Here is a 26405-nt window from a genome sequence, read left to right on the forward strand (position 1 = left end):
GAAGATCAGAACGGCAAGATGCTCATGAAAAAGCGTCCGAGCCAGCCAGGTTGGGCAAAGGCGTGGTTATTGCCCTGATTTTGCAGTTCGACCCGGGCATCGCCCAGTTTGGTCGACGACAGCATATTGCCCGGTTTGATATCGCGTGGATTGACCACGCCAGACAGGCGGATGAATTCATGTTCGCCGTTGACGCGCACCTGTTTTTCGCCACTGACAATCAGGTTGCCATTACTGAGCACTTCGACCACGGTTACCGTGATCGAGCCAGTGAAGACATTGGACGACTTGGCTTCGCCCTTACCTTCGTTACTGGCTGAAGATCCGGCTGAGGCTTTGATGCCACCCAGCTTTTTTTCCACCAGGCCAGAAAACATCGGCAGCGCCACCGTCGGTGTTTCCACGTTATAGCTGGATTCACGCGACAGCGCGGTTTCCTCCTTGGTTTGCGTCGAGGTTTTTTCCTCAATGATCACCGTCATGGTGTCACCGACGTAACGCGGCACCCGATCTTCAAACAAAGGCCGGGTGGTGGCTACCTGAAAAATTGATCCATTGCTCGGACGCACATCGGTGGGTGGCGTCGGACGGGCAGTCAGCGGTTGCTGGACAATTGACGTTGGCGGGGTGTTGCACGCAGCCAACAGCACGCTGGCCAGCAAAATCCAGGTTTTCTTGGGCGCCAGCATGGGCACTCTCCACAGTTAAGCTTGGGAATTCAATAACCGGCAGGGTGTACGTGGCATTGCATCCCCTGCATTACGCTATTGTCTATTATGCCACGTTGGCTGCCAGGCGGATGGACAAGAAAATGCCCGTCACCGGACGGGCATCATCAATCTGCACCTGGCAAGCAGTCAGGCCAGATTACAGCTGCGACAGACGTTGCAGCATTTCATCGCTGGTCTTGACTGCGCGCGAGTTGATTTCGTAAGCGCGCTGAGCGGTAATCAGGTTGACCAGTTCTTCGGTCACGTTCACGTTGGAGGCTTCAATAAAGCCCTGACTCACCTGGCCCAGGCCATCGTTGCCCGGGTCGCCATCGGTCGGCGCACCCGACGCGGTGGTTTCCAGGAACAGATTGCCGCCAATGCTTTCCAGACCTTGCGGGTTGATGAAGCTGGAAATCTGAATATTACCCAGATTGGTGGTTTGCGCCTGACCAGGCAGGTTGACTTCCACCGCGCCTGACTTGGAAATGCTGATCCCGGTAGCGTTGGCCGGCACGGTGATCTGCGGATCCATCAGGTAGCCGGCGCTGTTGACAATCTGACCTTGGTCGTTGAGTTTGAAGGCACCGTCACGGGTGTAGCCAATGGTGCCGTCCGGCATCTGGATGCGGAAAAAGCCTTTGCCATTGATGGCCATGTCCAGATTGTTTTCGGTGCGGGTCATGTTGCCCTGGGCAAACAGGCGGTCCACGCCCACCGGTGCCGCACCCGTGCCCACTTGCAGGCCGGTTGGGTGGTTGGTGGTGCTGGAGGTTTGCGAACCCGGCTGACGCAGGACCTGATACATCAGATCTTCAAACACGGCACGCTGGCGCTTGAAGCCGTTGGTGCTGACGTTGGCCAGGTTATTGGAAATGGTGTCCAGCTTGAACTGGCTGGAGTCCATCCCGGTTTTGGCGATGAAAAGCGAACGAATCATGGTCAATATCCTTCAGTCAGGCCACCCGATAACAAGCAGCCGATCGTACAATCGAGTAGGTGGCTTAGTTGCTCAGGCTCATGATCGAGGTGGCTGATTTGGCATTCTGATCAGCGGTTTGCATCATTTTGATGCTCAAGTCGTAATGGCGGGCATGGTCAATCATCTGTACCAGCGATTCCACCACATTGACATTGCTGCCTTCCAGCGCGCCAGCGGTGACTTTGGCATTTTCATCACGCTGGGCAATCTGCTGGTCATTGCGGCGGAACAGCCCGTCAATGCCTTTATAAAAGTCGGTTCGGTTGGCATCGCCCACCAGCTTGATCTGCCCCAGAATCTGCACCGCCCGGTCGCCCGCTTCGGTAGAGACGGTGGAAATGGTACCGTCTTCGCCAATGGCAACGCGGGTGTTGTTCGGAACGGTGATCGGGCCGCCATCGGACAGGATCACATGGCCCGCGCGGGTGCGCATGATACCGGCTTCATCAATGATATAGCCACCATCACGGGTATAGGCTTCCTGACCATCCGGGCCTTGCACGGCAAAGAACCCTGGTCCCTTCACGGCAAAATCCTGATCGTTGCCAGTGTGGATCAATGGCCCTTGCGAGCGGTCATGGCCAATGGTGGAATCCACCACAAACGCCCGGGTCGGGGTTGCCGGTGCATCGGCCACCACGGGCAGCGCACGAAACGCCACCAGTTCAGCCTTGAAACCATTGGTGTTGGCATTCGCCAGATTATTCGATGTCGTGGCTTGTTGCAGTTGCACATGCTTGGCGCCGGTCATGGCAATGTAGAGCATTTTATCCATGGATGATGTCTGTCCTTTGCGAGGTCATGGCAGCTGCGAGAATGCAGTTTTCAGTGGAGTATACCGTCATTCGGCATGGGTTGGGCACCCATGCCGATCTCAGCTGAACAACGATGAATTAACGCAGGTTGATCAGCGTCTGCATCACCGCATCCTGCACCTTGATGGTCTGGGCGTTGGCCTGATAATAGCGCTGGGCAGTAATCATGTTGACCAGTTCGGAGGTCAGGTCAACGTTGGAGTCTTCCACGGCACCAGACTGTACGTAGCCGACGTTACTTGAACCAGGATTATTCAGGGTTGGCGAACCAGACGCCAGGGTTTCGGTCCAGCGGTTGGCCCCAACCGATTGCAGGCCCTGGGTATTTTTGAAGTTGGCCAATACCACCTGGCCAACATCTTTGGTCTGGCCGTTGGTGTAGCGCGCTTTGATCACCCCGGTTTTGTCAATCTGAACCCCGGTCAACTCGGCAGCGGCATAGCCAACCTGGTTGAGGTCGCGCACGCTGAAGGTTTTGCCATGCTGGGTGGTTCCAGTCAAACCGGAACCGATATCCAGCGTCACGGTCAGCGGTGCGGCCCCGGCCACAGACTGGTAAGTGCCAAACGACACTGCGCCATCACTAGGCGTTGCCAAAGTACCGTCAGTATTGAACGACAGGCTCATTGCGGTACCGCCACCCAGCATATACGGGTTGTCGCCTACCGCAGAGCCAGAACCAGAAGTGGGCACGTTCGGGTTATTGATCCGCGAGTACACATTCCACTGATTATTAGCGGTCTTACGGTAGTACATGGTCATGGTCAGCGGATTACCAAGACTGTCGTACAGCGTTGCAGAGGTGGAGTGATTGTACGTGGTGGCATCAGCAACGTTGAAAGGTGGTGTCGGCACCGACTGGCGCGAGTCCAGGGTGGTGGTCAGGGTGATCTTTTTCGAATTAGCCGGGCTGGCACTACTACCACCATCGGACGCCAGCGGTGCAATAGTGTCAGTCTGAATTTTCAGCTCTTGCAGCTCGCCTTCACGAATCTTGACCGGATTGCTACCCGCCACCGTCCCCCAGCCCATCAGTTTGTCGCCGTTATTGACGATATAGCCGTCTTTGTCTACCTGAAACTGACCATTACGGGTATAGCCAGTGCCAGTAGGCGTTTTGGTGATGAAGAAGCCATTACCAGAAATCGCCAGATCCAGCTGATTGTTGGTGATGGTAACATTACCTTGGTTCATTTGCTGGGCCACAGCCTGCACGGTAGAACCGATACCGTTCTGGGTAGCGGCCACACCGTAATAGCTGGCGGCAAACATGTCACCGAACTCGGCGCGGGATTGCTTGAAACCCACCGTGCTGGAGTTGGCAACGTTGTTGCCAATAACGTCAAGCTGTTTGGCTGCTGCGCCAACACCGCTAAGACCTTGTTGAAAACCCATAATAACTCTCCGTTTTGTTCAGATGGCGTGTGCCGAGTTCGTATTTTTTAAGGCGATTACAATCAGGCTTGATGCAGGTCAGATCAGCTGACGGATGGCATCCATGCTGGTTTCCTTGCCATTGGCCAGATGCAGAACCGGCGTGCCATTATTCCACGACATGGCCTGGATGGTGGAGTAAGCCAGCGGCGTGGCCTCCACGGCAGTATCTCCCTGCGCCGCATTGACCGAAATACTGTAGCTGCCATCAGCCAGCTGGTTACCGTTATCGTCCTTGCCGTCCCACTGGAACTGCAGAACGCCAGCCTGCTGATTGGTCAGGGTTTCAGTATAAACCGTCTTGCCAGCAGCATCATTGACATTGATGGTGACCTTGTCGGCATTTTTCGCCAGATCGACCCCGGCGACAGCCTTGCCGCTGGCCAGTTGCATTTGGCTACCACTGGCCAGTGCAATATGGCCAATCAGGGCTGCGGCAGCCACCGACTGACTGCTCTTGTACATTTCACTCAGCGAAGTCATCGACTGATTGAGCTTTTCGATGCCCTGTACGGTGCTGATTTGCGCCATCTGGCTGGTCACGGCCGCATTGTCCAACGGATTGAGCGGATCCTGAGTCTGCAACTGCGCCACCAGCAATTTCATGAAGCGGTCTTGCGCTTCTTCAATGCTGCTTTTCTTCGCCGTGGTGGCGGTGTCGCCATTCAGAAAGTTGTAGGGATTGCTGTCGGTAACGGAAGACGTGGTTGCCATGATGTTTTAACCTGTGAGTTATTGCTGGCCGATGGACAGCGTTTTCTGCAACAGCGACTTGGCCGTGTTCATCATTTCCACGTTGGTCTGGTAAGAACGTGCCGACGAGATCATGTCAGTCATTTCTTCCACCGGGTTGATGTTGGGCATGGTCACATAGCCTTTGGCGTCAGCCATCGGATGTTTCGGGTCATAGACCATCCGGGCCGGCGACTGATCTTCCACCACGGCGGTCACCCGCACAGTGGCCACTTGCGGCGTTTCCTTATTGATCGGAATCGCCGTGAACACCACCTTTTTGCCCTTGTACGGTTCCCCGTTGGAGGACACCGCGCTGTCAACGTTGGCGATATTGCTGGATACCACGTTCAGGCGCATGGACTGTGCGGTCATGCCAGCGCCGGCGATATCGAATACTTTAGAGAGTGACATGATTCAATTACCCCTTGATGGCGTCAGACAGACCGGAAATCCGGCGGTTCAGGAAGGTCAGCGTGGACTGGTACTTCAGCGCATTGTCAGCAAAGGCTGAGCGTTCCAGGTCCATGTCGACGGTGTTGCCGTCAATCGACGGCTGAACTTCATTGCGGTATTGCAGCTTGAAGTCCTTGTCTGCCTGCTCGGCAAAGCCATCCAGATGGGTTTGGTGGGTTTTGTCCATCGCCATGGACGACTGGCTCTCGCCAATGGCGCGGGTCATGGCGTCCTTGAAGTCAAAATCGACCGCCTTGTAGTAAGGCGTATCAGAGTTGGCGATGTTACTCGACAGCACTTCCGTGCGGTATGCACGCAAGCCCAGCGCTTTTTGCTGAAAGTCGAAATGTTTGGCAATTTTATCGAGCATGGTTCTAAACTCCGTCGGCAACATCACGATTAGCAATTAATGGGCCAGCCTGACTGTTGCGATCAATAGTTCTTCAGTGCATTGTTTTGCAAGAGGTTTTTTAAAACCCTTGCCATCTCTGCTGGCGGCACACGCCACGCCAGCCATTCACCCGGCAAGTTTTGCCGGTCTCGGCAAAACTTGCAACTAAAAAAAATCGGTTCTGCTGCCGATAACAAACAGACAACCCCTACTGTGTCTGCTTAAATCCGAGCTTGCCACATCTGTAGCAGGCCCTGGGCAAAATGGCGGGCAAACCGTGGCCCATCCATCAAGGGGCTCGCCTGCACCCGCTCACGCAATCCCTCACGCAGAGCCCGCAAACGCGGCAGATCCTTGGCCAGTGCCAGCACCAGCGCCTGATACCCAGCAACATCCTGTGCAATCAACTCCGCCAGCCCAACATTATGCAGCAGCGTCACCCCCATGCGTGACACAAAGCTATCGCCTGCCAGAGTGACAAACGGCACCCCCATCCACAGGCTGTCGCAACTGGTGGTCCCCCCGCAACACGGGAAGGGATCCAGCGCCAGATCAACTTGGCGATACAACACATACTGCTGCCCCGCCCGGCGCGGCAGAATATCCACTTGCTCAGGCCGGGCACCAGCAGCCACAAAGCGCAGGCGGATGTCGTCGGCAAATGCGTCTTCTTCGGCACCGTGAATTTCCAGCAGCAAGCGCGCCCGGGGCAACTGTCGCAGCAGTTCGCCCCAGCATTCAATGACCGGTGGGGTCACCTTGGCAAAATTATTGAAGCAACCTAAGGTAAATACCCCTGATTCATCATGGGGCAGTTGTCTGGCGGGTTCGGGAGAAGCAATCGGCTGATAGCAGCAGAATACTTCGGGCATACGGTAAAGCTGTTCACTGTTCAGATGCTCGGTCAGGCCTTCCGGCTCCGCATGGTGATCGGTAATGCGCCATTGAATGGCTGGAATACCAGTAGTCGCCGGATGGCCTAGCCAGGTGATCTGCAAGGGGGCCGGTTGACGGGCAAACACAGGCAGGCGGTTACCTCCGGTGTGACCAGATAGGTCAATCAGCACATCCACTTCATCGGCTTGAATTTGTGCCACCAACTGGTCGTTAGACAACTCAGCCACTTCGCGCCAGACATCACATTTGCGGTGCAGGCGGGCACTGACATCGTCGTATTGCTTGCCATTGTAATAGGCCAGCACCACAAACCCCTGCTCACGCAAACCATCCCATACTGGCTCGACAAAATAGCTGACGGAATGACGAAACAAATCCGCCGAGACAAATCCAATCCGTTTCGGGCTGGCCGGCAGATTGCGCAACAACGGTGCATGCGGGCCGGCCTGCGCAGCAATCATCTGCCCGTAGGCTTTGTGCTCTTCGGCCAGTTGGCTGGCTGACATGGCGTGACTATAAATACCGGTAAACAGCAGGCTGCTGCGAATATGCCGGTTGTGTGGCTGCATCTCCAACGCAATGCGCAGATGCTTGTCAGCCTCGACCAGATAGGACTGATCCTTGAGCGCATTGGCCAGGTTGGCGTGCGCTGCTGGGTAATTCCAGCTCAGCGACAGCGCCTTGCGCAGTGTGCGTTCAGCTTCCATTACCCGACTGGAAGCACGCAATACCGAACCCAGATTATGGTAGGCCACGGCAAATTCGGGATCCAGCTCAATTGCCTTGCGGCAGTGATTTTCTGCTTGCGGATAGCGCTGCTGCAAAAACAGCACATCACCCAGATAGGCGTGGGTGCTGGCCAGCTTGGGCTTGATCTTCAGCGCCCGGCGATAGCAGTGCTCGGCTTCTTCATATTGCGCCAGCTGGGTCAGCACCACGCCCATATTGCTAAGCAACTCGCAGTCGCCAGGTTCCAGCATGCTGGCCTGACGCATGGCCTGCAGGCCTTCCTGGTTACATCCCTGCTGGGTGAGCACGGCCCCCAGGGTTTTCCAGCCCAGTGCATGCTTGGGGTAATGGGCGATCATGTGCCGAGCCGATTGCTCGCACTGTGCCAGTTGGCCGCTATTGAACAAAGCAACCAGCTGTTGTTGCTCGGCAATTTCCGGAATGCTGCCGTTTTTGCCCATTTTGGTTGGTTTTCTGACCCGGCCTTTTTTGCTGGCCAGTCGCAGCAACATGGCTTCATCCAGACGCTGGGCCAGTTGTTCCACCTCTGGGCCTGCCAGGCCGGCCTGACGCCCCTGAGCCAGCCATTGCCCAGCCTCGTCCAGGCGCTGGGTGCGCAGCAACGCATCAATATAGCTGATCCAGAAACGGCCATTGCCCAGTTGCTCGGTCAATGCGGCATGAAACAGGGGCAGCGCCTGCTCGGGGTTGCCCAGCTGGACAGCAATCACCCCCAGATTATGGTTGGCATCCGGATGCGCGGGCAACCACTGCAAGACCACTCGGTACAACATCTCGGCCTGGCTAAGCCGCCCGGCCTGATGATGATTGATGGCGGATTGAAACGCCGCGTCCAGGTCAATTTCTTGATTGGCCAGCGGCAATGCATCGGGCTCGGACATGACAACCTTGCAAGAGGGTTAGCGCAGAAAGTCCCGGCAGTGTAGCGCAAGGCCCGCTGCCGGTACATGCCCATCCTGGCTCAGGCGCGGCCCAGCCAGTGATGCGCCAACTGATAAAACCCACCTGCCACGCACCAGGCCAGCAGCAGGGAATACCCCACCGACAATGCCGCAAAGCCATTGCTGCGTGACTCCTTGCGAATGGCGGCAATGGTAGACAAGCACGGTACATAAATCAGGGTAAACAGCATAAAGCTGTACGCTGCCACCCAATCCAGCTGCTGGCTGATGACCTGGGCCAGGCCGGATTCCGGCACACCATAAATCACCGCCATGCCACCCAGCAGAATTTCCTTGGCCACCACCCCGACCATCAGCGCCACCGCCAGCTCGTGGCGAATGCCCAATGGATCCAGCACTGGGGCTAGCGCATCGCCCAAGCGGGTGGCCAGGGTGGCGTCGCCATTCATCGGCAGATGGGTCAGCGCCCAGATCAGCACCACACCGACCAGGATAAAGGTAGAGGCCAGCTGCAAAAAGGCTTTGACTTCACCGCTGGCGCGGGTAAACAGATAGGCCATGGCTGGCAGCCGGTACGGCGGCATTTCCATCACCAGCGATTCCCGATGTGGCAACGCGCGCTTGAACAGCCAGGCGGTGAACATGGCCACCAGAAAACTGACCAGATACAGACTCAGCAACACCCACGGTGCAGCCTGAGCGGAAAACAGAGTGGAGACAAAAAACAGAAACACCTGCAGGCGTGCCGAGCATACCGAAAACGGAATCACCAGCATGGTCAGCAGACGCAGCTTGCGCTCGCGCATGATCCGGGTGCCCAGAATAGCCGGCACATTGCAGCCAAAGCCCATCAGGTGCATGACAAAGCTGCGCCCATCCAGCCCAAGCCGGGTCATGCTGGCATCCATCAAGAATGCCGCCCGCGCCAGATAACCGCTGTCTTCGACCACGGCCATCAGCACAAAAAACACAAATAAAATGGGGATAAAGGTCAGCACCGTGGATACCCCCTGCCAGATACCTTCCAGCAGCAGGCTTTGCAACCAGGCGGGTGCGCTGGCCAGAGCAGGCTGCCACAGCGTGGCCTGCAGCCACTCCAAGCCGCTGCCCAATGCTTCTTGAAGTGGAGAACCCAGCAGATAGGTGGCCTGAAAAATCAGCGCCATCAGCACGGCAAACATGGGCAACCCCAGCCATGGGTGCAGCAACAGCTGATCCAGCCGATGGGTCAGGGTAATCGGCAAGGTGGCCGGCACATGGTAGGCCCCCTGCAGCATCTGCTCAACTGCGCCGGGAGCCAGCGCCGGCACATTGACCTGGTCGGCGCGGCAGGCATGCTCGCGCAGCGGCGCCTGTTCAGCCAGCAAGGTCAGCGCGCTTCGCACTGCCGGCCAGTTGTCGCCCTTGCGCGCACTCATTGCCACTACCGGTGCGCCCAGACGCTGGCTCAATTGTGCCAGGTCAGCGCGAATGCCCAGCTGACGCATTTCATCATGCATATTGACCAGCACCAGCAGAGGCAGACCCAAAGTGCTGAGCTGCAGCACCAGGCGCCAGTGACGCTCCAGCTGCGCGCCGTTCACCACCAGCACCAAGCCATCAAAAACGCTCTGGCAGAGCACATCGCGCACCACCGCTTCGTCTTCGCTATAGCCGCTCAGATCATGAATGCCGGGCAAGTCCACTACTTCTACCAGCCGGCTGCCCAGCACCACTTTGGCGCTGGCCAGTTCAACCGTCAGCCCTGGCCAGTTGCCCACTCGCTGCGACAGGCCGGTCAGCCGATTGAAAAAAGTGGATTTGCCCGCATTGGGCAAGCCGATAATGGCCAGCCGCCGGGCCTGGCGGGCAGCGGCAACCGGTGGCATGCCAGCTGCTGGCGGGCATTTTGGGCAACTGGTGGACATACCGGCTTACCCCTGCAGCTGGACGTGGATCGATTCGGCCAGCAAACGGCGCATCAGCAGCTGGGTGGTGCCGACGGCAATATGCAAGGGGCCGCCCAGGCCAGCACGACGAAATACCTGAACCTGCGCGCCAGGCTGCATGCCAAAGGCGGACAAACGCTGACATTCTTCGGTGGGCAGGTGGATGGCCACCACTTCGGCCCGATGGTTGGCTTTGAGCTTGGCTAATGATGTCATAAAACCCCCGTAAGAATGTTGCATCACATTCTCAATTGTACGCCAAAGCATGGCCCTTGCGGCCATGCCCGTCGCCAATCGAGCGCAGAGAAACAGAACATTTGATCTGTATCAGCAGTGCAATGCAACATTTGCGCCAGATCGGCGCGCCCTCCCCAAGTGCCATGACCGGGTGACTGGCACAACCCCCCGCACCAGGCTGCCAAGGCGGCCATTCTGTGTCTGAGGCGCTGTCGAATTGGCAGTATGCTGGAATATCAGCACCCTGGAAAAGTCCATTAGTTTGTTTTGGAATTAACTGCAATTCAAAACATCTAAAAAGTTATACGGCGGTCAGCTACGATGCAGGCTTGATTGATCTGCATGAAGCGAGAACGCCGTGGAATGGGGTTTTGTGGTGGCCGGCCTAGTGGTCGGGTTTGTGGTGGGGCTGACCGGGGTAGGCGGCGGGTCGCTGATGACGCCCATTCTGCTGTGGTTTGGCATCAATCCGGCCACGGCAGTGGGAACCGATCTGCTGTATGCCTGTATCACCAAGATGGGCGGGGTGTGGGTGCACCACCAGCACAAGCAGATCGACTGGAAAATTACCGGCTATCTGGCGCTGGGCAGCATGCCAGCGGCGCTGCTGACGGTGACCGTGCTGCATGGCCTGCACCTGGAAACCCAGTATGTGGAGCGCTTGATCAAGCTGATGCTGGGTGTGGCGCTGATGCTGACCGCCGTGGCCATCCTGTTCAAGCCGTATATTTTGCGCCAGCTGAGCAAGATCATGCCGCCGCGCCCGGAGGGCGTGCTGCCAGTGAAAGCCACCATTGCCACTGGCGTGGTGCTTGGCGTGATTGTCACCCTCAGTTCGATTGGTGCCGGCGCGCTGGGCACCCTGGCCATTTTCGCCCTGTATCCGCTGCTGCCGATTGCCCGTCTGGTTGGCACCGAGATTGCCCACGCGGTACCGCTGACACTGGTGGCTGGCCTGGGCCACGCCAGCATGGGACATATGGACTACGGCCTGCTGGTGCAGCTGCTGATGGGTTCCCTGCCAGGCATCTGGCTGGGCAGCCACATGACCCGCCGGGTGGCGGAACAATGGCTGCGTCCGGCGCTGGCGCTAATGATGGCGCTGATTGGGGCCAAGCTGGTACTTTGACATCCTCTCTTTTCAGCGCGCAGAGCAAGTGGTTCTCAAGAGCACATGAGTCGGTTCGCTTTATTGGCCTCAATCATCGGCCTGGAGCTATTACGAATCCTGTCGTTGCGCGATGACCGCCTAGTAGCTGTCAAGTCCCGCCTGATTGTAAATGCGCTTCTTGAACAATTCAGGTTTTTTCTTCTGCCATTCTTTCAGCGCCTGCACGGGCGAAAGATGATTGAGCGCACGCAGCGGAATCTGCTGGTTGTAAGTGTTCACATAGCGCTCAAGCATCGTCTCCAACTCAGCCGCTGAAGCAAATCGGGTCTGGTTCACCACCTCACTGATTCGGCCATTGAAGCGCTCAACCATGCCGTTTGTCTGTGGGTGGCGCGGCGGGCACAGGCGGTGCTCAATATTCAGCGCCGTGCAACGAGCATCAAAGACGTGGCACCCGGTTGGCTCACGCTTTTTGCTGGTGAAGCGGTCGGTGAACTGGCTGCCGTTGTCAGTGAGCAACCTGACGATCTTCATCGGTGCAGCACGTTCCAGCCGGTTTAAAAAGTCCACGCTGCTGCGCTCACTTTGGTCTGCATAGATATGCATGAACACCCAGCGGGTGGCGCGGTCGATGGCCACAAACAGGTAGCGCCGCGCTTTCTCGTCGGGCATCTGCGGTAAATACTTGATATCCATGTGCAGGAAACCTGGCTCATCATCCTTGAAGGTTTTGACTGGCGGCTGGATCTGGCCGGCATCAGCCAGCGCCTGGGCTTGCAGTTGACGCAGGTTGGCCACGCCATGAGGACGCAAGCAGCGATCCAGTCCAGAGCGCGAGACATCCGGGTTGATGAATTCGCGCACCACAGCGACCAGGTCATCCAGTGCCAGGAGCGTCAGACTTCGCAAGGCCACGACAATCGCCTCCACTTGCGTGCGGTTGCCACGCTGATGTGTAGCGTTTTGCCAACTCAAGCAACGATGCGGCTGAGTTCTTGATCTCCGCTCGCGTACGAGGGGTGGTTCGAGCCTGGGCGTGGCCTTCACTCATGTTGATTGCTCCGCTTTCAAGGAGCGGTCTCAATCAGACCACGCATCACGTCTCTTGCCCAGAAGAGTGGCCAGCTACGAAGGGAATATGATCACACGGGATGCAACAGCTAATGACCTGCATAACTGCGCGCTGCGTCAGGCATACAGGTCATTAGGGACGCGCTGATTTATTCAGAAAAATCGTGTTTGCCAAAAGCAAAACCCAGCAAAATCAACATCCTGGATTCCCGCCTTCGCGGGAATGACGATTTTTTCAGCGTATCCTTAGAGGTATTTATGCCTTTTTCTTCAACCAAGCGCCCGGCCAGTAAGTGACCATCTCGGTAATATTACCTTCGTTAAACGGAAAGCTCGGCTGCGTATTATTAAATTCGGGGTGCTGGGCAACAAACTCATCTGCTGCATTTTTTGGGTTATTCCAGCTCCAGTCGGCTTCAGTACGGGGAGCATTACCCAGCCAGTGCATGATACCATCGGTTGCCACAATGTAAGAACCCTGGGTCACCAGCGGAGCGTAGGCTTCCAGTTCACCCAGCACATGTTCCTTGCTGTGGCAGGAATCCAGCACCACCATGACCGTATCCCCCGGCTTGATCTGCTGTTTTACTTGCTCCACAATCTCTGGGGCCGTCGAACTACCTTCGATCAGAGTCAGGTATTCGTACAATTCATGCGCTTCAATGGCCGCACGATTGTGCGGACGGATCTCAATATCCACGCCAACCACACGCCCCTTGCCCATTGCTTTGAAAAGGCTGGCGTAAAAAATCAGTGACCCACCATGAGCAATCCCGGTTTCGATCAGCACATCGGGTTTGACCTGATAAATCACTTCCTGAATACGCAGCATATCTTCCGGCAGCTGAATAACTGGGCGCCCCATCCAGGCAAACGAATACACATATTTATTGTCCCAGCCGCTGCGCAGCCAGGCTTTGGAAATCACCGAAAACGCTTCGGCGGTGCCGATCGGGTAGCGCTGTTCGCCGGCAGCGGTGGTTTCGCTGACCCAGCCATTTTCCATATCAATCTGAATCATGATTTTCTCACTTAATGATTAAACCTTGGCCAGTAGGCAATTCGAGCACACGATAGCCACGCTGTGCGAACCAAGGGTCTTCGGCCAATTTTTGTCCTCGATATCCAATCCAACCATAATCATCAAGAATCAAGACTGCTCCTGGGACCATTCTATCAAAAAGCATGTCTAGAGCTGCAACTTCTGGCTCAGCGTTATTCAAGTCGAGATGCATGAATGCAATTTTCTTGGGTGATACAACCTCCAATATCTCAGGGACTTTACCTTGTGTAACAGTTGCGTTTGGCACATCGGAAAACCGATCTTTTACCCATGCGTATAGCTGTTTACTATGCTCTGGCATGGCATGATGTGGCAAACTAGGGTCATGATCAAAAAGATCATATAAATAATAGTGGCGATCCGGATGTTGGCTAAAGTCCAAATAATCGCATACAATTCTTGCTGTCATACCTTTGTAGCAAGCACATTCAACAAAATCCCCCTCTCCAAGCCGCATTCCATTGAGCGCCCCCCACACAACGACATAGATACGCCATAAAATTGAATCTTCAATTTGAGTTTGGGAGTGCTTTGCATGGCTTTCCATGAGCTTTGTGTCTTCAAGAAAGCTAAGGTTTCTGCCATAAGTAAATAAATTATCGCCAGCATAAATCCCTTCCTTATGAGCAATATTATTAATGGCCTGCTGGATGCCACTTAAAAAGCCTTCATTGTTTTCAAGACAGAAGAATGCACCAGGTAAATGGTTCAATTTTTAATCCTTTTTGTGTTTAGGTTGTTTCGTTAAGGAATGCACGTAAAGTATATAGTGGAGATATTGGAGTAAAATTAAATTCTTTCTTTAAGCGATCTATATTAATAGAAGGAAAACGCGTCTCTTTAGCTCCGCCATTGATGGTAACATGTGCTTTAGTTGTATTGCAAATAAACTGCAGAATGTCCCGATGGCTTAGTTGCTGGCCGCTGGCCAGGTTGTAGCAGCGCGCCTGGCCATAGCTGGCGATATGTTCCAACATGCTGGTGACATCAGCCAGGGCAATATAGTCTTTGGCCGAATCCAGGCTGCTATTGAGCTGGATGGCACCGGTGGCCAGCGCCTCACGCAGCAGGGCGTAAATAAAGTTGTCTGATGTCAGATCGCCGCCCACCACATTGGACAGCCGTACCACGCGCACCGGTCTTTCTGGACGGTGAGCGGCATGGCACAGCGACTCGCCCATCAGCTTGGATAGATTGTACAGTTGATCCGGTGCTTCTGGCCGAACGGTCAATGGGGCATCTTCATGGCCAGTGTCGCCACCCAGGTATACGCGGGTGGAGGACAGATAGGTCAGGGAGGCAAACTGACCGTCGGCCAGTAACTGGCGCAGCACACCCACATGAGCATCCACGGTGTCCCATGGCCGGCTGCGAAAATCCGCTGTCAGGCCGATGCAGTACACCACGTGCCCGCGCAGGCTGGCGCTGAGTTCAGTGGGCGACAACTGGCGTGCAGGGGTATGTACCTCATGGCCGCGCGCACTCAGCCATTGGCTTAAGGCCTGGCCGACAAAACCTTGTGCACCCAGTACGGTGAAGACATCAGTACTCATTCCCGCCACCCAATCACCGCCAGAGGCTGGCCAGCATTGATCGAATAGGCAGCCACTTCGCCGCGCACGACTGCGCCAGCACCAATCACGCAACCATGGCGCAGGATGGCACCATCCAGAATCACGCAATTGGCACCAATCCAGACATCATCTTCAATGACAATGCCGCCCTTGCTGGGACGAAAGCCTTGCTGACGGATGGGAATATCGCGGCGGCGGTATTCGTGGTTGACCGGAGCAAAGGTGCAGTTGGCGGCAATCGCTACATCGTCACCAATCTGGATGCCGTTGCCGGTGTAGAGCACACAGCCGGAATTGATCACCGTGCGGGCACCAATGATCAGATCACCGCTCCCCCCTGCCGGCTTGATTTTGACAAAAGCATCCAGTACCGACTGTTCGCCGATCGCAATCCGGGTGCCACGGGTAGAATCTTCAATGTCCGCCAGGGTAGAAATGCGGGCGGTAGGGTGCAAGTCGATCATGAGCAATCAGTTCTGGTAAAGCGGGTAGCTGGCATCACGCTCAGACAGGATTGGCTCAGCCAGCGGCCAGTCGATGGCAAAGGCGGGGTCATTCCAGCGTACGCCGCAGCTGTAGCCAGGCACATAGGCCTGCGCCATCTGATAAAAAACTTCCGAGTGGTCTTCCAGGGTCTGGAAGCCATGCGCCACCCCTTTCGGGATGTACAGTGTGTGGTGGTTGTCTGCTGATAGCTCCACCGCATGCCAGCACAGATAGCTGGGTGAGTCGCAGCGCAAATCCAGGATCACATCGTAAATGCGGCCCTGGGTGACGCGCACCAGCTTGATTTCTTCATGCGGTGCGGTCTGGTAGTGCATGCCGCGCAGTGTGCCGCATTTCTGGTTAAACGACACACTTTGCTGCAACATGCGCCCTTCCAGGCCATGTGCGGCCAGAGTATCGACGCACAGGCTGCGGGCAAAGAAGCCGCGCTCATCAAGGATGGGCTCGATCTCCAGCAACCAGGCACCGGCAATTGGTGTTTCGCTCAGTTTCACCCGACAAACTCCACCTGCGGAATCGGCACGGCAAAGCGCCCGCCCCATTCGCGGATATAGCCATGGGCGGCAATGATTTCATCCTTGAGGTTCCACGGCAGGATCAGCACGATATCCGGCTTGGCTTCACGCAGTTTTTCCGGGGCGTACACCGGAATGCGTGTGCCCGGCAACCAGGTACCTTGCTTGTGCGGGCTGGCGTCTACGGTAAAGTCGATCAGATCGGTGCGCACACCACAGTAGTTGAGCAGGGTATTGCCCTTGGCTGGTGCGCCGTAACCAGCCACGCGCAGACTTTGCTCCTTGGCGTCGATCAAGAAGCGCAGCAGCGCGCGCTTGGTCTGGTCCACCTGGGCGGAAAACCGGGTGTAGGTGTCAATCTCGGCCAGGCCAGCGGCGGCTTCCTTGTCGCGCACCGATTGCAGGCCAGGCTGGCTGGCATGCGGGCCATTGTGGTGCTGGGCAAAGATGCGCAGCGAGCCACCGTGGGTAGGCAGTTCTTCCACATCAAACAGCGCCAGACCATGACGGGCAAAGATGCGCTCCACTGCCAGCAGCGACAGGTAGGAAAAGTGTTCGTGGTAAATGGTGTCGAACTGATTGTGGCGAATCAGGTTAAGCAGGTGGGGGAATTCCATGGTGATGACCCCGCCCGGCTTGAGTGCCACTTTCAGCCCACCCACAAAATCATTGATGTCCGGCACATGTGCCAGCACATTGTTGCCCAGCAGCAGGTCGGCGGCATGGCCGGCGGCAACCAGCTCGCCAGCGGTGGCCACACCAAAGAATTTCACCCAGGTGGGAATGCCCTTGCTGATCGCCACATCGGCGGTATTGCCGGTGGGCTCCACACCCAGCGCAGGGATGCCGGCAGCGACAAAGTTTTGCAGCAGGTAGCCGTCGTTGCTGGCGATTTCCACCACCTGACTGCGGGCATTCAGGCCAAAGCGGGCAGTCATCGCCTCGCTGTAGTGCTTGGCGTGGGCCAGCCAGCTGCTGGAGTAAGAGGAAAAATAGGCGTATTCATCGTTGAAGATGTTTTCTGCCTGCTCAAATTCTTCCAGCTGCACCAGCTGGCAGTTTGGGCATACCCAGGCATGCAGCGGGTAGAACACCTCGCCCTGATTCAGCCGCTCGGCTTTCACATAGGAGTTGGACAGCGGCGACAGACCCAGATCGGCAAAGGTGTGGGTCAGCGGCGTATGGCAAAAGCGGCAATGACGGGACATGATGATTTACGCTTGGGTTGGAGTGGAATCGGCAGCGTGGTACTGGGCAATCTGCGCCAGACACACCTGACGGGCAGCTTCGCCATGACAAAGCACTCGACGATACCAGTCTACCGTGTGAAACAGGGTTTTGTCGAAATCCCAGCGCGGCTGCCAGCCCAGGTGGCGGCGAGCCTTGCTGATATCCAGCTTTAACGTCCCGGCTTCGTGCAACTTGAGCGGATCGCCGCTGATATTCAGCGAACCGCTGCCCCAATGGCGCAGCATGCCAGCGGCCAGCTCGCCAACGGGCACGGTATTACCCGGCTCCGGGCCAAAGTTGAAGCCGCCCGCTGCCACCGGATTGCCGGCATATTGCTGCTCGGCCAGCACCAGATAACCGGACAAGGGTTCCAGCACATGCTGCCACGGGCGGATCGCCCCAGGCGAGCGGATATCGATGGGTTTTTCGTCTAGCAGCGCGCGGATGCAGTCGGGCACAATCCGGTCGGCGGCCCAGTCGCCACCGCCAATCACATTGCCAGCCCGCGCCGAAGCCAGCTGAATGCCGGCGTCAGTCATGAACGAACGGCGATAGCTGTCCACCACCAGCTCGGCGCAGGCCTTGCTGTTGCTGTACGGGTCATGCCCGCCCAGCCGGTCGGTTTCCCGGTAGGGGTATTCCCACTCGCGGTTGTCGTAGCACTTGTCGGTGGTGATCACCTGCACCACTTTGACCGACGGCACCCTGCGTGAGGCTTCCAGCACATTGGCCGTACCCATCACATTGGTAGCGTAGGTGGTCAGCGGGTCGGCGTAGGAGGCGCGTACCAGTGGTTGTGCGGCCAGATGCAGCACAATTTCCGCTTCGGCTTCGGCCAGTGCATCGGCCACGGCGCGGGCGTCGCGGATATCGTCGATCACCGAGTGCATGCCGTTGGCCACATCCGCCAGGGTGAACAGTGCCGGCAGGGTATCGGGTGCCAGCGCATAGCCGGTGACTTTTGCCCCCATCTGCTGCAGCCACAGCGCCAGCCAGCCGCCCTTGAAGCCGGTGTGCCCGGTCAGAAACACCTTGCGGCCACGCCAGAAGGCCGGATTGGGCAGGGTGTGCTGGCTCATGCCTGCCACACTTTCCACGGGGCAGTCTTGTTTTGCCAGAGCTCTTCCAGCAGGTTTTTCTCGCGCAGGGTGTCCATTGCCTGCCAGAAGCCTTCGTGCTGGTAAGCTTGCAGTTGGCCTTCGCTGGCCAGCGCAATCAGCGGTTCCTGTTCCCAAGTGGTGTCGTCGCTGTCAATGTAGTCAAGCACCTTGGGTGACAACACAAAAAAACCGCCATTGATCCAGCCGCCATCACCTTTGGGTTTTTCCTGAAAGCCCAGCACGCTGTTGCCGTCCATGGCCAGTGCGCCATAGCGGCCTGGCGGCTGAATGGCGGTGACCGTGGCCAGCTTGCCGTGGGCGTGATGGAATTCAACTAGCTTGCCGATGTCCACGTCAGCCACGCCGTCGCCATAGGTAAAGCAGAAGTCGCTGTCATCCAGATACTCGCGCACCCGGCGCAGACGGCCACCGGTCATCGAGTTTTCACCGGTGTTGACCAGGGTGACTTTCCACGGTTCGGCGCTTTTGTGGTGAACATGCATCTGGTTGCTGCTCATGTCGAAAGTCACGTCAGACATGTGCAGGAAGTAGTTGGCAAAGTACTCCTTGATCATATAGCCCTTGTAGCCCAGGCAGATCACGAAGTCATTGATTCCATAATGGGAATAGATCTTCATGATGTGCCAGAGAATGGGCTTGCCACCAATGTCGATCATTGGCTTGGGGCGCAGGTGGGATTCTTCACTGATGCGGGTGCCAAAGCCCCCGGCGAGGATGACGGCTTTCATGATGCGAAATATTCCATATGCTAGATTGTAAGTACGATTATGGTAAAACCATATAATGAGTGATGTTTTTTAAGGATGGTATTATCATGCTAATGATTTAAAATAGCGGTCAATTGCCGTGCTTTTCTGGTACTTGCTTCATAATTTCTTTGAGCCACATTTCTGTAGTGGCTGAGTCGTCCAGGCTCAAACTGTACTGTAAATGCATAATGGCCTCCTCAAATAACTGGAGGCGAGCACATGCATTTCCAAGTACGGCCAAGATTTGTGCTTGAACAGCAGGAGGTTGGCATTCCATCTGAGAAGCAAAAACAGCTCGCTGCAATAATTCTTGTGCTGCTTTGGAGTTGTCCTCCAGCAACAAGACCATACCTAAGCCATAAAGTGCCTTGCTGCAGCTTGGCCATTTTTCTAATAAAATCTGATAGCCTTTGGCTGCCTCTTGCAAAGCGCCTTGCTCTAACAGCGTGGCACAAAGATCTAGCGCTTCATTTTGCGCAGCAAACTCTTTAGCGATGTTGGATTGCTCACTTTTACACCATGCATGCCACATCTTACGTAGCGCGTGCTCAAATCCTTGAACAAAAGAAGGTGCATCCATTAATGCACTGTTAGCAAGTTTATCACGCAAGCCCTGCCGAATCACTGAGAGTAAGGCGATATCCGATGCAAGACACTTGGCGATATCAACAAAATGATCTTCATTATTTGCAATCCATTCTTTCTGACCTAAGTGAGTCAGTATCGAAGCACCTATTCGGGATGCAAAGCGATCTCCTTGTCGACTAATAACGGGAACCCCCATCCATAAAGCATCAAATGTAGTGGTGCCTCCATTACTTGGAAATGGGTCAAGCGCAATATCAAAATCATGATATAGCAAGTACTGTGCCTTACCATCTCTTGGGCATAGCCTGAGACGAGCACGCTCAATGCCTTCATTGGCAAAACGGGTAATGACTGTATTTGCAATATCAGTCTCATCCAAGCCAACAGCTTCTAATATCAAAATGCTTTTTGGAATGGCATGTAACACCCTGCTCCACATTTTAATAGTAGTGGGCGTCAATCGGATAATATTGCAGGCTGAGCCAAAACTAATGTAGCCATTCTTAGTGGCAGGAAGCAATGATACTTGATAAGCTGCCATATGCTGCCATTCTGGATTGGCAACGCACGGTGTATAGGTGCAAAATGGCGTAGATAAGTGCCAGATACGCTCGAACCCAAATTTTGCTTTTGCATGTTGTTCAGGTTCGATAATATGGTCAACTAGCTGATAGTCCATATGTCTTAATCCTGTCGTTTCAGGAAACCCCAACCATGTTGCTTGAACCGGCGCTGGCTTTCTGGCAAATGCTGCCAATGCGTTATGCTTGGTGTGACCAGCAAGATCAATCATGATATCAATGCCATCATCTCGGGCAAGCTCTGCAATGATTTCAGGAGTGAGTCCGTAAATATTTCTCCAGGAATCGGCATATTTTTCTTGGTAACGCTCAGTAATGGTATCTACTTGATTGTTATTGTAATATAAAAATACCTCAAAGTTTACATGATCATGCAAAGCAAACAAGCTCTCTGTAAAATAGCTGGCAGAATGCTTCTTGAAATCGCCTGATACATAAGCCACTTTCAACCGTCGGTCTGGCTCAGGGGAGTTCAGGTGTGGCCGAAAAGCTGAATCAGGGAGCGCTGCTTCCACTGCTTTTTGGTAAGTTTGATAAGCGGCAATACGTTCTTGATCAGTATAAACATCAGAATATAGCTGATTAAGCAGAAAGGTATCATGCCAAGCGCTGATTTCTGGTTGCAACATCACAGCACGGCGACTGGCTTCTGTGGCTCGGTAAGCATCACCAGTGTAGCCATAAAAAGTAGACAAATTATTTAATGCATTAGGTGTGTTGGGCTGAAAAGAAAGCGCCCGCTCTGTAAATTCGATCGCAGCAGTAATTTTGTTTCTCTTAAAAAAAACGATGCTAAGATTAATCAGCGCTTCGTGCATGGCTGGATTGATTTTTAGCGCATTTTTTGTGGCAATTTCAGCTTCATCTGTTTTGTTTTTATATAGATAAATACACGCAATATTATTCCACGCAAAAGCATTTTTCTTGTTCAGTTCAAGAACATGAAGATAGTTTGATATTGCCTGCTGCAACATAGCGTCTGCTTCTGGTGAAGCAGCACTTATATGTTGACCATATTCACTTTGGCAAGTGGCCAGCTTGAAAAATGCTTGTTCATCCGCTGAATTTACATGGCAAGCAACTGAATAATGCTCAATAGCTTGAATTGGGTTATTCTGTTTGTAAAAACAGTCACCCATATTCTTTCTGTATACACTGTTAAAAGGGGCTGATCTGATGCACTTTTCCAGATACGGTTGTGCATCTGAATATTGACCAAGTGCCAGATAGGCTGCACCGAGGATATGAGTCGCTTCGATATGCTCCGGATGATCTTTCAAAAAACATGTGGCAGTAGCCACCGTGTTTTCAAATAAGCCTTCACGGTAAAGATTTGAGAGGTGGGTGATCAGATGCATGCCCTGCGCTTCCGTTGAGAGAGTAGATGGTACAAAACCTTTCATAGGCGCTTTCTCCAGACCTCCTGTCATTGCACTTAACTCTCTGAGTTCGCCGAGCTTTTTTGAAAAAATCCCAGGGGATTTGTCTGGTGTTAAGCGGCTGCACTGGAGCTTTAAGAAAAGTGCCAATGCGATAGGTTGAGACCAAAATTGGTGCAGCACACTCATGCTGCACCAAAAAATCTTACATATTTAGTGCTTTGTACACTTGGAATGAGCCGTTTCCAGTGCCGCTAGGCAGAGCTCCCGTTTTCGATGTGTAGCTGGCATGCCTTGCATTGCGTGCTCCAACAAAATAGCTGCTTGCTCTGGGTTTTCATCAAGCATAATCATTCCCAGGCCATACAGCGACTCTGCACAACTTGGCCAGTGTGCCAAAATACTCTTATAGCCCTCCCATGCTTGATCAGCCTGCCCCTCTTCCAGCAAATGATCACATAACTGCAAGGCCTGCACATGATTCCAGTAATCATGTGCAGCCATGCCATCATCACTCTCGCACCAAAGTCTCCACATTTGAGTCAAAGCATTCTGCCAAGATTGCACATAGGCAGGCATATCCATGAGCACAGATGCTTGTAAGGCTGGGCGCAACTGTTGGCGAATAGCATCAAGAGCAGGGTAATCACCGGAGAGCATCTTAACAATATCTACAAAATGCTCCACTGTGTTTGCCGTCCATTCTGGGTGGCCAACATGGTGCAAGATGGATGCGCCAATACGTGAGGTGGCACGCTCTCCAGTAAGGGTCACCACAGGAACCCCCATCCAAATAGCATCAATAGAAGTTTCATGCTGACTGCATGGTGTGCAATCCAATACAATATCAATTTCCTGATAGAAAAGCTCTTCGCATACCAAAACATTATTTACATACTGTACCCGACTAGAGGGAATACCCAGTTCCTGCAATGCATGTTGGGCCTTGTGTGCCACTTGCGAATTCTTCAATAGCAATTTTGCCTCTGGCACAGCAGATAATGAACAGGCCAAAAGATTCAAAGTATCTGAGGTTAAGTCCATGGTATTACAAGCGCTACCAAATGTAATGTACCCACGCTCTACGCAGGGAGACGGCCGCACATTGAACACCGCCATACTGTGCCGCTCGGGGTAATTGACAAACGGGGTGTAACTAATAAATGGAACTCCTTGCAGCACCCATGGCTTCTCATAAATGCCTTGCCCCCATGCATCGGCCCCGATGATGGCATCGGTCAATACATAATCTACTTGCGGTAACCCTGAGACATGACCCGCACGTCCCCAGTTAATAATAACGGGGGCTGGTTTTTGCATGATAGCATATGTAAAATTGTGTGCTGCATGGTCAGACATGTCTACTAAAATATCAATCTCATCTTCGCGCATGTAGGCAACAATGGCGTAATGCGAGAGGCCATGGGTGAAGCGCCAATGATCTGCACACATTTCTTTCAAAAACTGAGTTTGCTCATCTAACTGTGAGCCACTGTAATAATAAAATGTCTCAAAACTGTTCTTGTCAATTGAGGCTAAGACCTTGTGTCGCAAATTGTGCTCATGGCTATCAATAAATGCATTGGAACAAATGCCAACTTTAAGTTTCCGATTCATATCGGGGATGTTTCGGTGTAGTGGGGTTGATTGAGTGGCAAATTTTTCCACTAATAAATTGATTTTTTCCTGATATTCCATCTTGGTGGTGATGCCTGTGCGTTCAGCATGATCTAGCCACTGGCTCCAATATTCGATACTTTCAGGAGCTTTCTGAATAGCCATTGAGTTGTGCTTAAGCATATAAGTAAGATCGCCAAGTGATTTGTACACTTGGGCAAGTAAGCAATCAACTTCCGGCTCTTCTGGCCTCTGCCGAGCAGCTGCTAGTAACACTGATTTTGCATGCGAGAAATTATTACGGCTCATCAACAGCTTTGCCAGCGTTAAATTGGCAAGGAGATGTTCTGGGTTAAGTTTGATCGCCCGACTCGCCATGACTTCTGCAGAAGCAAATTGATTGCGATAGAAATAAATGTCCGCACATAAAGCCAGGCTTTCTACGTGGCTAGGCATAGCTTCCAGTGAGTGCTGTAAAAACCCAATAGCTTGATTAAAAAAACGATTGGCTTCTGGTGAGGCCAAGCTCATACTCTTGCCTTGCTTAATCAGCCATGCAGCAAGATAATAATGAACTTTCTGCTTATATGCTGGATCTAGCAACGATTTTAGCATTTCTCCTGCAACAGTTTCTTGTCCAGCATCACTTAAGCATTGGGCTAAAGCATACAGATATTGATTAACATCTGGCTGCTCACTGCATACACGGAAAAACTCATTCAATGCCTCTGAAATAAAACTTGTTTTCCATAGCGCGTTAGCATAAATATAGCGGACTTGCGTATCACTGTCGTGACTCTCCAAATAAACAGAAGATTTTTGCAAAAGTTCATGCCAAGCTTGACTCTCATACAACTTTTCAATGTGGGAAGTCTCTTCTAATACAGCTTTACCAAAGGCATCCGAGACATCGCCGGACTGCTGCATTGTGCACCATGTGTACCACATTTCCTTGTATGCCCGTTCCATTTTTCGAGCAAAACCTGTTTCATCCATCAGCGGCGAACACTCAACTTCTGCTCGTAAGCATTGGCGAATTTGATCTAGGCGATCAATATCAGATGCTAGCTCCACCGCAATCTGCACATACGCATCCGGAGAACTTGTCACCCATTCAGGGTGTCCGATATTTTTCAGGAAAGTAGCACCCATTCTCGACATAAATCTCGTGCCGCTCAGACTGATGACGGGAACGCTCATAAAAAGTGCATCGCACGTTGTTGTGCCCCCATTGCAGGGGTATGGATCTAGTGCAATGTCAATCTTATGGTATAGCGAGTATTGTCGATTTTCTGCTCTATTAGTAAAAACAACCCGATCCATAGGAATGCCCTGCTTTTGAAAGCGGTTATGCACTTGATTACGCGTGGCCTCACCATCCATGCCTGGCGCTTCAATTAGCAACAGGGCAGTAGAGGCTTGATTCATAATACGGGCCCACATTTCCAAGGTAAAATCTGTCAGCTTGGCAATGTTATTGCAACATCCAAATGTAACGTAGCCATTTAATTTGGCAGGAGTAGTAAGCACATCCAGCTCATGCGTCAGCAAGCGATCTGGAGCACCAATAGAAGGGCGATAAGCGCAAAATGTACCAGGGATTCTGATCAATTTCTCTGTGCTAAGATGCTCTGCTAATCCCTCAGGTTCCACAATGGCATCCACAATCCGATAGTCCATGTTAGATAGCCCTGTCGTGAAAGGATATCCCAGCCAGGTTGCTTGCACTGGTGCTGCGCGTCTGGCAAATACCCGCAACTGATTGCCACCGGTATGCCCTGCTAGATCAATCAAGATATCAATCTTATCAGATTTAATGCGATTGCAAATATCCTCATCATTCATACCAACTAAAGGTACCCATTGGCTATTCTTTTTATACTGCGCACTAACAGGCCCAATATAGTCACGTACTGCGTAAGTATAAACTTCAAATAGTTCTTTGTTGTGATTACAGATCAAGGGTAATGCAAAGTATGAGACCGCGTGATTAAAAAAATCTGCTGAGATATAGCCAATCCTTAATTTGCGATTCGGGATTGGGGTATTGCTGAAATGAGGTGTAGAATTTTGATATGGCGCTTCATAATATTCAGCATATTTTTTAGCCCATTCAAACATTTCTTCCTGACTGACTTCATCATGGTAAACCATGTCAAGCAAAACATTGCTAAAGTTTTCACTGACTTCCGGGAATTTTTCCACTGCCTCTTTCCCTACTTCAATTGATCGCTTGCTATCCCCTCGTGATTTATGTAAGCCTGCAAGCACCATCAAAGCATTAATCTCATCGCTTTTGTCAATAGGTTTTTCTAGATATTCATTGAGATATTTCTCTGCAAGATCATGTCGTGTAAGTGAGAGATGGGAGACTGCCAATTGCAGCAGGCAGTCGTATCTTTTAGGGTCAAGCTTTAATGCTTTTTCAAAAAACTCAATCGCAGCAGAGTGCTGACTACTATCTTGATAGCAAATTCCAATATTGACAAGTGACTCAATGTCTTCTGGGTTGTCATTGTGCGCCAACTTGAACCAGAGAATGGCCTGTCCATAATTCCCCACTTGGTGTGCACATGCGCCAAGATTATAATAAACACTACCGCCCTGAGCTCCGGTGGTTAATGCTTGCTGCAAATAGGCTTCTGCTTCACTATAGTTGCGTTTGGTCAGCAATAATTTACCAAGATTATAAGCTGCATCTGGATTATTGGGTTTAAGTTGCAAGCTCTTTTTATATGCGGCCTCTGCACGGTCCAGTTCATTAAGGCCAGCAAGATAAATACCTAATGTGTTATATTGGTGAGTACTGCCAGGGCAAATGGCTACTGCAGCCTCGCAATACTTGACGGCTTCAACATAATTTCCTTGTTCGCCTAAAACAACACCAAGGAGTTGTAAGCTGATATCGGAATTTGGATGGGCTTTTACAATTGCCCTGGCAATTTCCTCTGCTTTGGCAAATTCTTTTTTGGCAAGCAATTCTCTGGCTTTATTGGAAGCTTGTTCAAATGAAAATCTTTTTCCATTGACGATGATGGTGGAATTCATAATTGCCATGTAATGCT

The 26405-nt window shown here is 53.0% G+C and carries 21 protein-coding genes and 1 pseudogene; 1 reads left to right on the forward strand and 21 read right to left on the reverse strand.

Translation table 11 applies throughout. From position 1 onward, the window contains the following. Positions 1-5: 5 nt before the first annotated feature. From BXU06_RS09665 to BXU06_RS09710, 10 genes are all read right to left on the reverse strand, one after another. Positions 6-689, reverse strand: coding sequence for a flagellar basal body L-ring protein FlgH (locus tag BXU06_RS09665; RefSeq protein ID WP_077299024.1), 684 nt, complete (start codon positions 687-689; stop codon positions 6-8). A 178-nt stretch (positions 690-867) separates the two neighbouring features. Beyond that, complete coding sequence (flgG, locus tag BXU06_RS09670; RefSeq protein ID WP_077299026.1) at positions 868-1650, reverse strand: flagellar basal-body rod protein FlgG; 783 nt, start codon at positions 1648-1650, stop codon at positions 868-870. A gap of 64 nt (positions 1651-1714) precedes the next feature. Continuing rightward, complete coding sequence (locus tag BXU06_RS09675) at positions 1715-2467, reverse strand: flagellar basal body rod protein FlgF (protein WP_077299028.1); 753 nt, start codon at positions 2465-2467, stop codon at positions 1715-1717. Between the two features lie 118 nt (positions 2468-2585). After that, a complete protein-coding gene (flgE, locus tag BXU06_RS09680) occupies positions 2586-3902 on the reverse strand; it encodes a flagellar hook protein FlgE (protein ID WP_077299030.1) in 1317 nt (438 codons plus the stop codon). Positions 3903-3980: 78 nt separating this feature from the next. Further along, on the reverse strand, positions 3981-4655 hold the full coding sequence (locus BXU06_RS09685; protein ID WP_077299032.1) for a flagellar hook assembly protein FlgD: 675 nt from the start codon (positions 4653-4655) through the stop codon (positions 3981-3983). 18 nt (positions 4656-4673) lie between these two features. Next, positions 4674-5087 (reverse strand): flagellar basal body rod protein FlgC, encoded by a 414-nt coding sequence (flgC, locus tag BXU06_RS09690; protein WP_077299034.1) that lies wholly within the window; start codon positions 5085-5087, stop codon positions 4674-4676. A gap of 7 nt (positions 5088-5094) precedes the next feature. Further along, entirely contained in the window at positions 5095-5499 is a 405-nt protein-coding gene (flgB, locus tag BXU06_RS09695; protein WP_077299036.1) for a flagellar basal body rod protein FlgB, read from the reverse strand. A 242-nt stretch (positions 5500-5741) separates the two neighbouring features. Then, positions 5742-8048: a tetratricopeptide repeat protein gene (locus BXU06_RS09700; protein WP_077299038.1), complete on the reverse strand. Its 2307-nt coding sequence runs from the start codon at positions 8046-8048 to the stop codon at positions 5742-5744. A gap of 80 nt (positions 8049-8128) precedes the next feature. Continuing rightward, positions 8129-9937, reverse strand: coding sequence for a ferrous iron transport protein B (feoB, locus tag BXU06_RS09705; protein ID WP_077299040.1), 1809 nt, complete (start codon positions 9935-9937; stop codon positions 8129-8131). 45 nt (positions 9938-9982) lie between these two features. Next, positions 9983-10213, reverse strand: a complete 231-nt coding sequence (locus tag BXU06_RS09710) for a FeoA domain-containing protein (protein ID WP_171982181.1) — start codon at positions 10211-10213, stop codon at positions 9983-9985. 379 nt (positions 10214-10592) lie between these two features. Here BXU06_RS09710 and BXU06_RS09715 point away from each other — a divergent pair, with 379 nt between their 5' ends. Continuing rightward, the gene (locus BXU06_RS09715) at positions 10593-11363 is read left to right on the forward strand and encodes a sulfite exporter TauE/SafE family protein (RefSeq protein ID WP_077299044.1); all 771 of its coding nucleotides are present in this window, start codon (positions 10593-10595) and stop codon (positions 11361-11363) included. A 120-nt stretch (positions 11364-11483) separates the two neighbouring features. On the opposite strand, the pseudogene BXU06_RS09720 reads toward BXU06_RS09715, so the two are convergent. The 11 genes and pseudogenes from BXU06_RS09720 to BXU06_RS09770 form a co-directional block, all read right to left on the reverse strand. After that, positions 11484-12396, reverse strand: a pseudogene (locus BXU06_RS09720) (DDE-type integrase/transposase/recombinase). A gap of 276 nt (positions 12397-12672) precedes the next feature. Continuing rightward, positions 12673-13437: a cephalosporin hydroxylase family protein gene (locus BXU06_RS09725; RefSeq protein ID WP_077299046.1), complete on the reverse strand. Its 765-nt coding sequence runs from the start codon at positions 13435-13437 to the stop codon at positions 12673-12675. 7 nt (positions 13438-13444) lie between these two features. Further along, positions 13445-14191 (reverse strand): class I SAM-dependent methyltransferase, encoded by a 747-nt coding sequence (locus tag BXU06_RS09730; protein WP_077299048.1) that lies wholly within the window; start codon positions 14189-14191, stop codon positions 13445-13447. 19 nt (positions 14192-14210) lie between these two features. After that, the gene (locus BXU06_RS09735; protein ID WP_077299050.1) at positions 14211-15032 is read right to left on the reverse strand and encodes an NAD(P)-dependent oxidoreductase; all 822 of its coding nucleotides are present in this window, start codon (positions 15030-15032) and stop codon (positions 14211-14213) included. Beyond that, positions 15029-15517, reverse strand: a complete 489-nt coding sequence (locus BXU06_RS09740; RefSeq protein WP_077299052.1) for a DapH/DapD/GlmU-related protein — start codon at positions 15515-15517, stop codon at positions 15029-15031. Before BXU06_RS09740 ends, BXU06_RS09735 begins: the two co-directional genes overlap by 4 nt. Before the next feature lie 6 nt (positions 15518-15523). Next, positions 15524-16054: a dTDP-4-dehydrorhamnose 3,5-epimerase gene (gene rfbC / locus BXU06_RS09745; protein ID WP_077299053.1), complete on the reverse strand. Its 531-nt coding sequence runs from the start codon at positions 16052-16054 to the stop codon at positions 15524-15526. Then, on the reverse strand, positions 16051-17283 hold the full coding sequence (locus tag BXU06_RS09750) for a class I SAM-dependent methyltransferase (RefSeq protein WP_077299055.1): 1233 nt from the start codon (positions 17281-17283) through the stop codon (positions 16051-16053). The genes rfbC and BXU06_RS09750 overlap by 4 nt, the downstream gene beginning before the upstream one ends. 6 nt (positions 17284-17289) lie before the next feature. Next, complete coding sequence (gene rfbG, locus BXU06_RS09755; RefSeq protein ID WP_077299057.1) at positions 17290-18384, reverse strand: CDP-glucose 4,6-dehydratase; 1095 nt, start codon at positions 18382-18384, stop codon at positions 17290-17292. Continuing rightward, the gene (rfbF, locus tag BXU06_RS09760) at positions 18381-19154 is read right to left on the reverse strand and encodes a glucose-1-phosphate cytidylyltransferase (RefSeq protein ID WP_077299059.1); all 774 of its coding nucleotides are present in this window, start codon (positions 19152-19154) and stop codon (positions 18381-18383) included. Before rfbF ends, rfbG begins: the two co-directional genes overlap by 4 nt. Positions 19155-19263: 109 nt before the next feature. Beyond that, positions 19264-21912: a tetratricopeptide repeat protein gene (locus tag BXU06_RS09765; RefSeq protein ID WP_077299061.1), complete on the reverse strand. Its 2649-nt coding sequence runs from the start codon at positions 21910-21912 to the stop codon at positions 19264-19266. Positions 21913-21936: 24 nt separating this feature from the next. Then, positions 21937-26397 carry a tetratricopeptide repeat protein gene (locus BXU06_RS09770; RefSeq protein WP_077299063.1) on the reverse strand — a complete coding sequence of 1487 codons (4461 nt, stop codon included), beginning with the start codon at positions 26395-26397 and terminating at the stop codon, positions 21937-21939. Positions 26398-26405: the final 8 nt, after the last annotated feature.

Origin of the sequence: Aquaspirillum sp. LM1 (assembly GCF_002002905.1) — a bacterium.
GTDB lineage: Bacteria > Pseudomonadota > Gammaproteobacteria > Burkholderiales > Aquaspirillaceae > Rivihabitans.

Coding starts and splice junctions, on each gene's coding strand:
- rfbG (WP_077299057.1), bottom strand. CDS start 18,384: ATGAGCCAGCACACCCTGCCCAATCCGGCCTTCTGGCGTGGCCGCAAG.
- BXU06_RS09725 (WP_077299046.1), bottom strand. CDS start 13,437: ATGATTCAGATTGATATGGAAAATGGCTGGGTCAGCGAAACCACCGCT.
- flgB (WP_077299036.1), bottom strand. CDS start 5,499: ATGCTCGATAAAATTGCCAAACATTTCGACTTTCAGCAAAAAGCGCTG.
- BXU06_RS09710 (WP_171982181.1), bottom strand. CDS start 10,213: ATGACATCATTAGCCAAGCTCAAAGCCAACCATCGGGCCGAAGTGGTG.
- BXU06_RS09735 (WP_077299050.1), bottom strand. CDS start 15,032: ATGAGTACTGATGTCTTCACCGTACTGGGTGCACAAGGTTTTGTCGGC.
- flgC (WP_077299034.1), bottom strand. CDS start 5,087: ATGTCACTCTCTAAAGTATTCGATATCGCCGGCGCTGGCATGACCGCA.
- flgE (WP_077299030.1), bottom strand. CDS start 3,902: ATGGGTTTTCAACAAGGTCTTAGCGGTGTTGGCGCAGCAGCCAAACAG.
- BXU06_RS09740 (WP_077299052.1), bottom strand. CDS start 15,517: ATGATCGACTTGCACCCTACCGCCCGCATTTCTACCCTGGCGGACATT.
- flgG (WP_077299026.1), bottom strand. CDS start 1,650: ATGATTCGTTCGCTTTTCATCGCCAAAACCGGGATGGACTCCAGCCAG.
- feoB (WP_077299040.1), bottom strand. CDS start 9,937: ATGCCACCGGTTGCCGCTGCCCGCCAGGCCCGGCGGCTGGCCATTATC.
- BXU06_RS09700 (WP_077299038.1), bottom strand. CDS start 8,048: ATGTCCGAGCCCGATGCATTGCCGCTGGCCAATCAAGAAATTGACCTG.
- rfbF (WP_077299059.1), bottom strand. CDS start 19,154: ATGAAAGCCGTCATCCTCGCCGGGGGCTTTGGCACCCGCATCAGTGAA.
- BXU06_RS09675 (WP_077299028.1), bottom strand. CDS start 2,467: ATGGATAAAATGCTCTACATTGCCATGACCGGCGCCAAGCATGTGCAA.
- BXU06_RS09765 (WP_077299061.1), bottom strand. CDS start 21,912: ATGAGTGTGCTGCACCAATTTTGGTCTCAACCTATCGCATTGGCACTT.
- BXU06_RS09685 (WP_077299032.1), bottom strand. CDS start 4,655: ATGGCAACCACGTCTTCCGTTACCGACAGCAATCCCTACAACTTTCTG.
- BXU06_RS09770 (WP_077299063.1), bottom strand. CDS start 26,397: ATGGCAATTATGAATTCCACCATCATCGTCAATGGAAAAAGATTTTCA.
- BXU06_RS09750 (WP_077299055.1), bottom strand. CDS start 17,283: ATGTCCCGTCATTGCCGCTTTTGCCATACGCCGCTGACCCACACCTTT.
- BXU06_RS09665 (WP_077299024.1), bottom strand. CDS start 689: ATGCTGGCGCCCAAGAAAACCTGGATTTTGCTGGCCAGCGTGCTGTTG.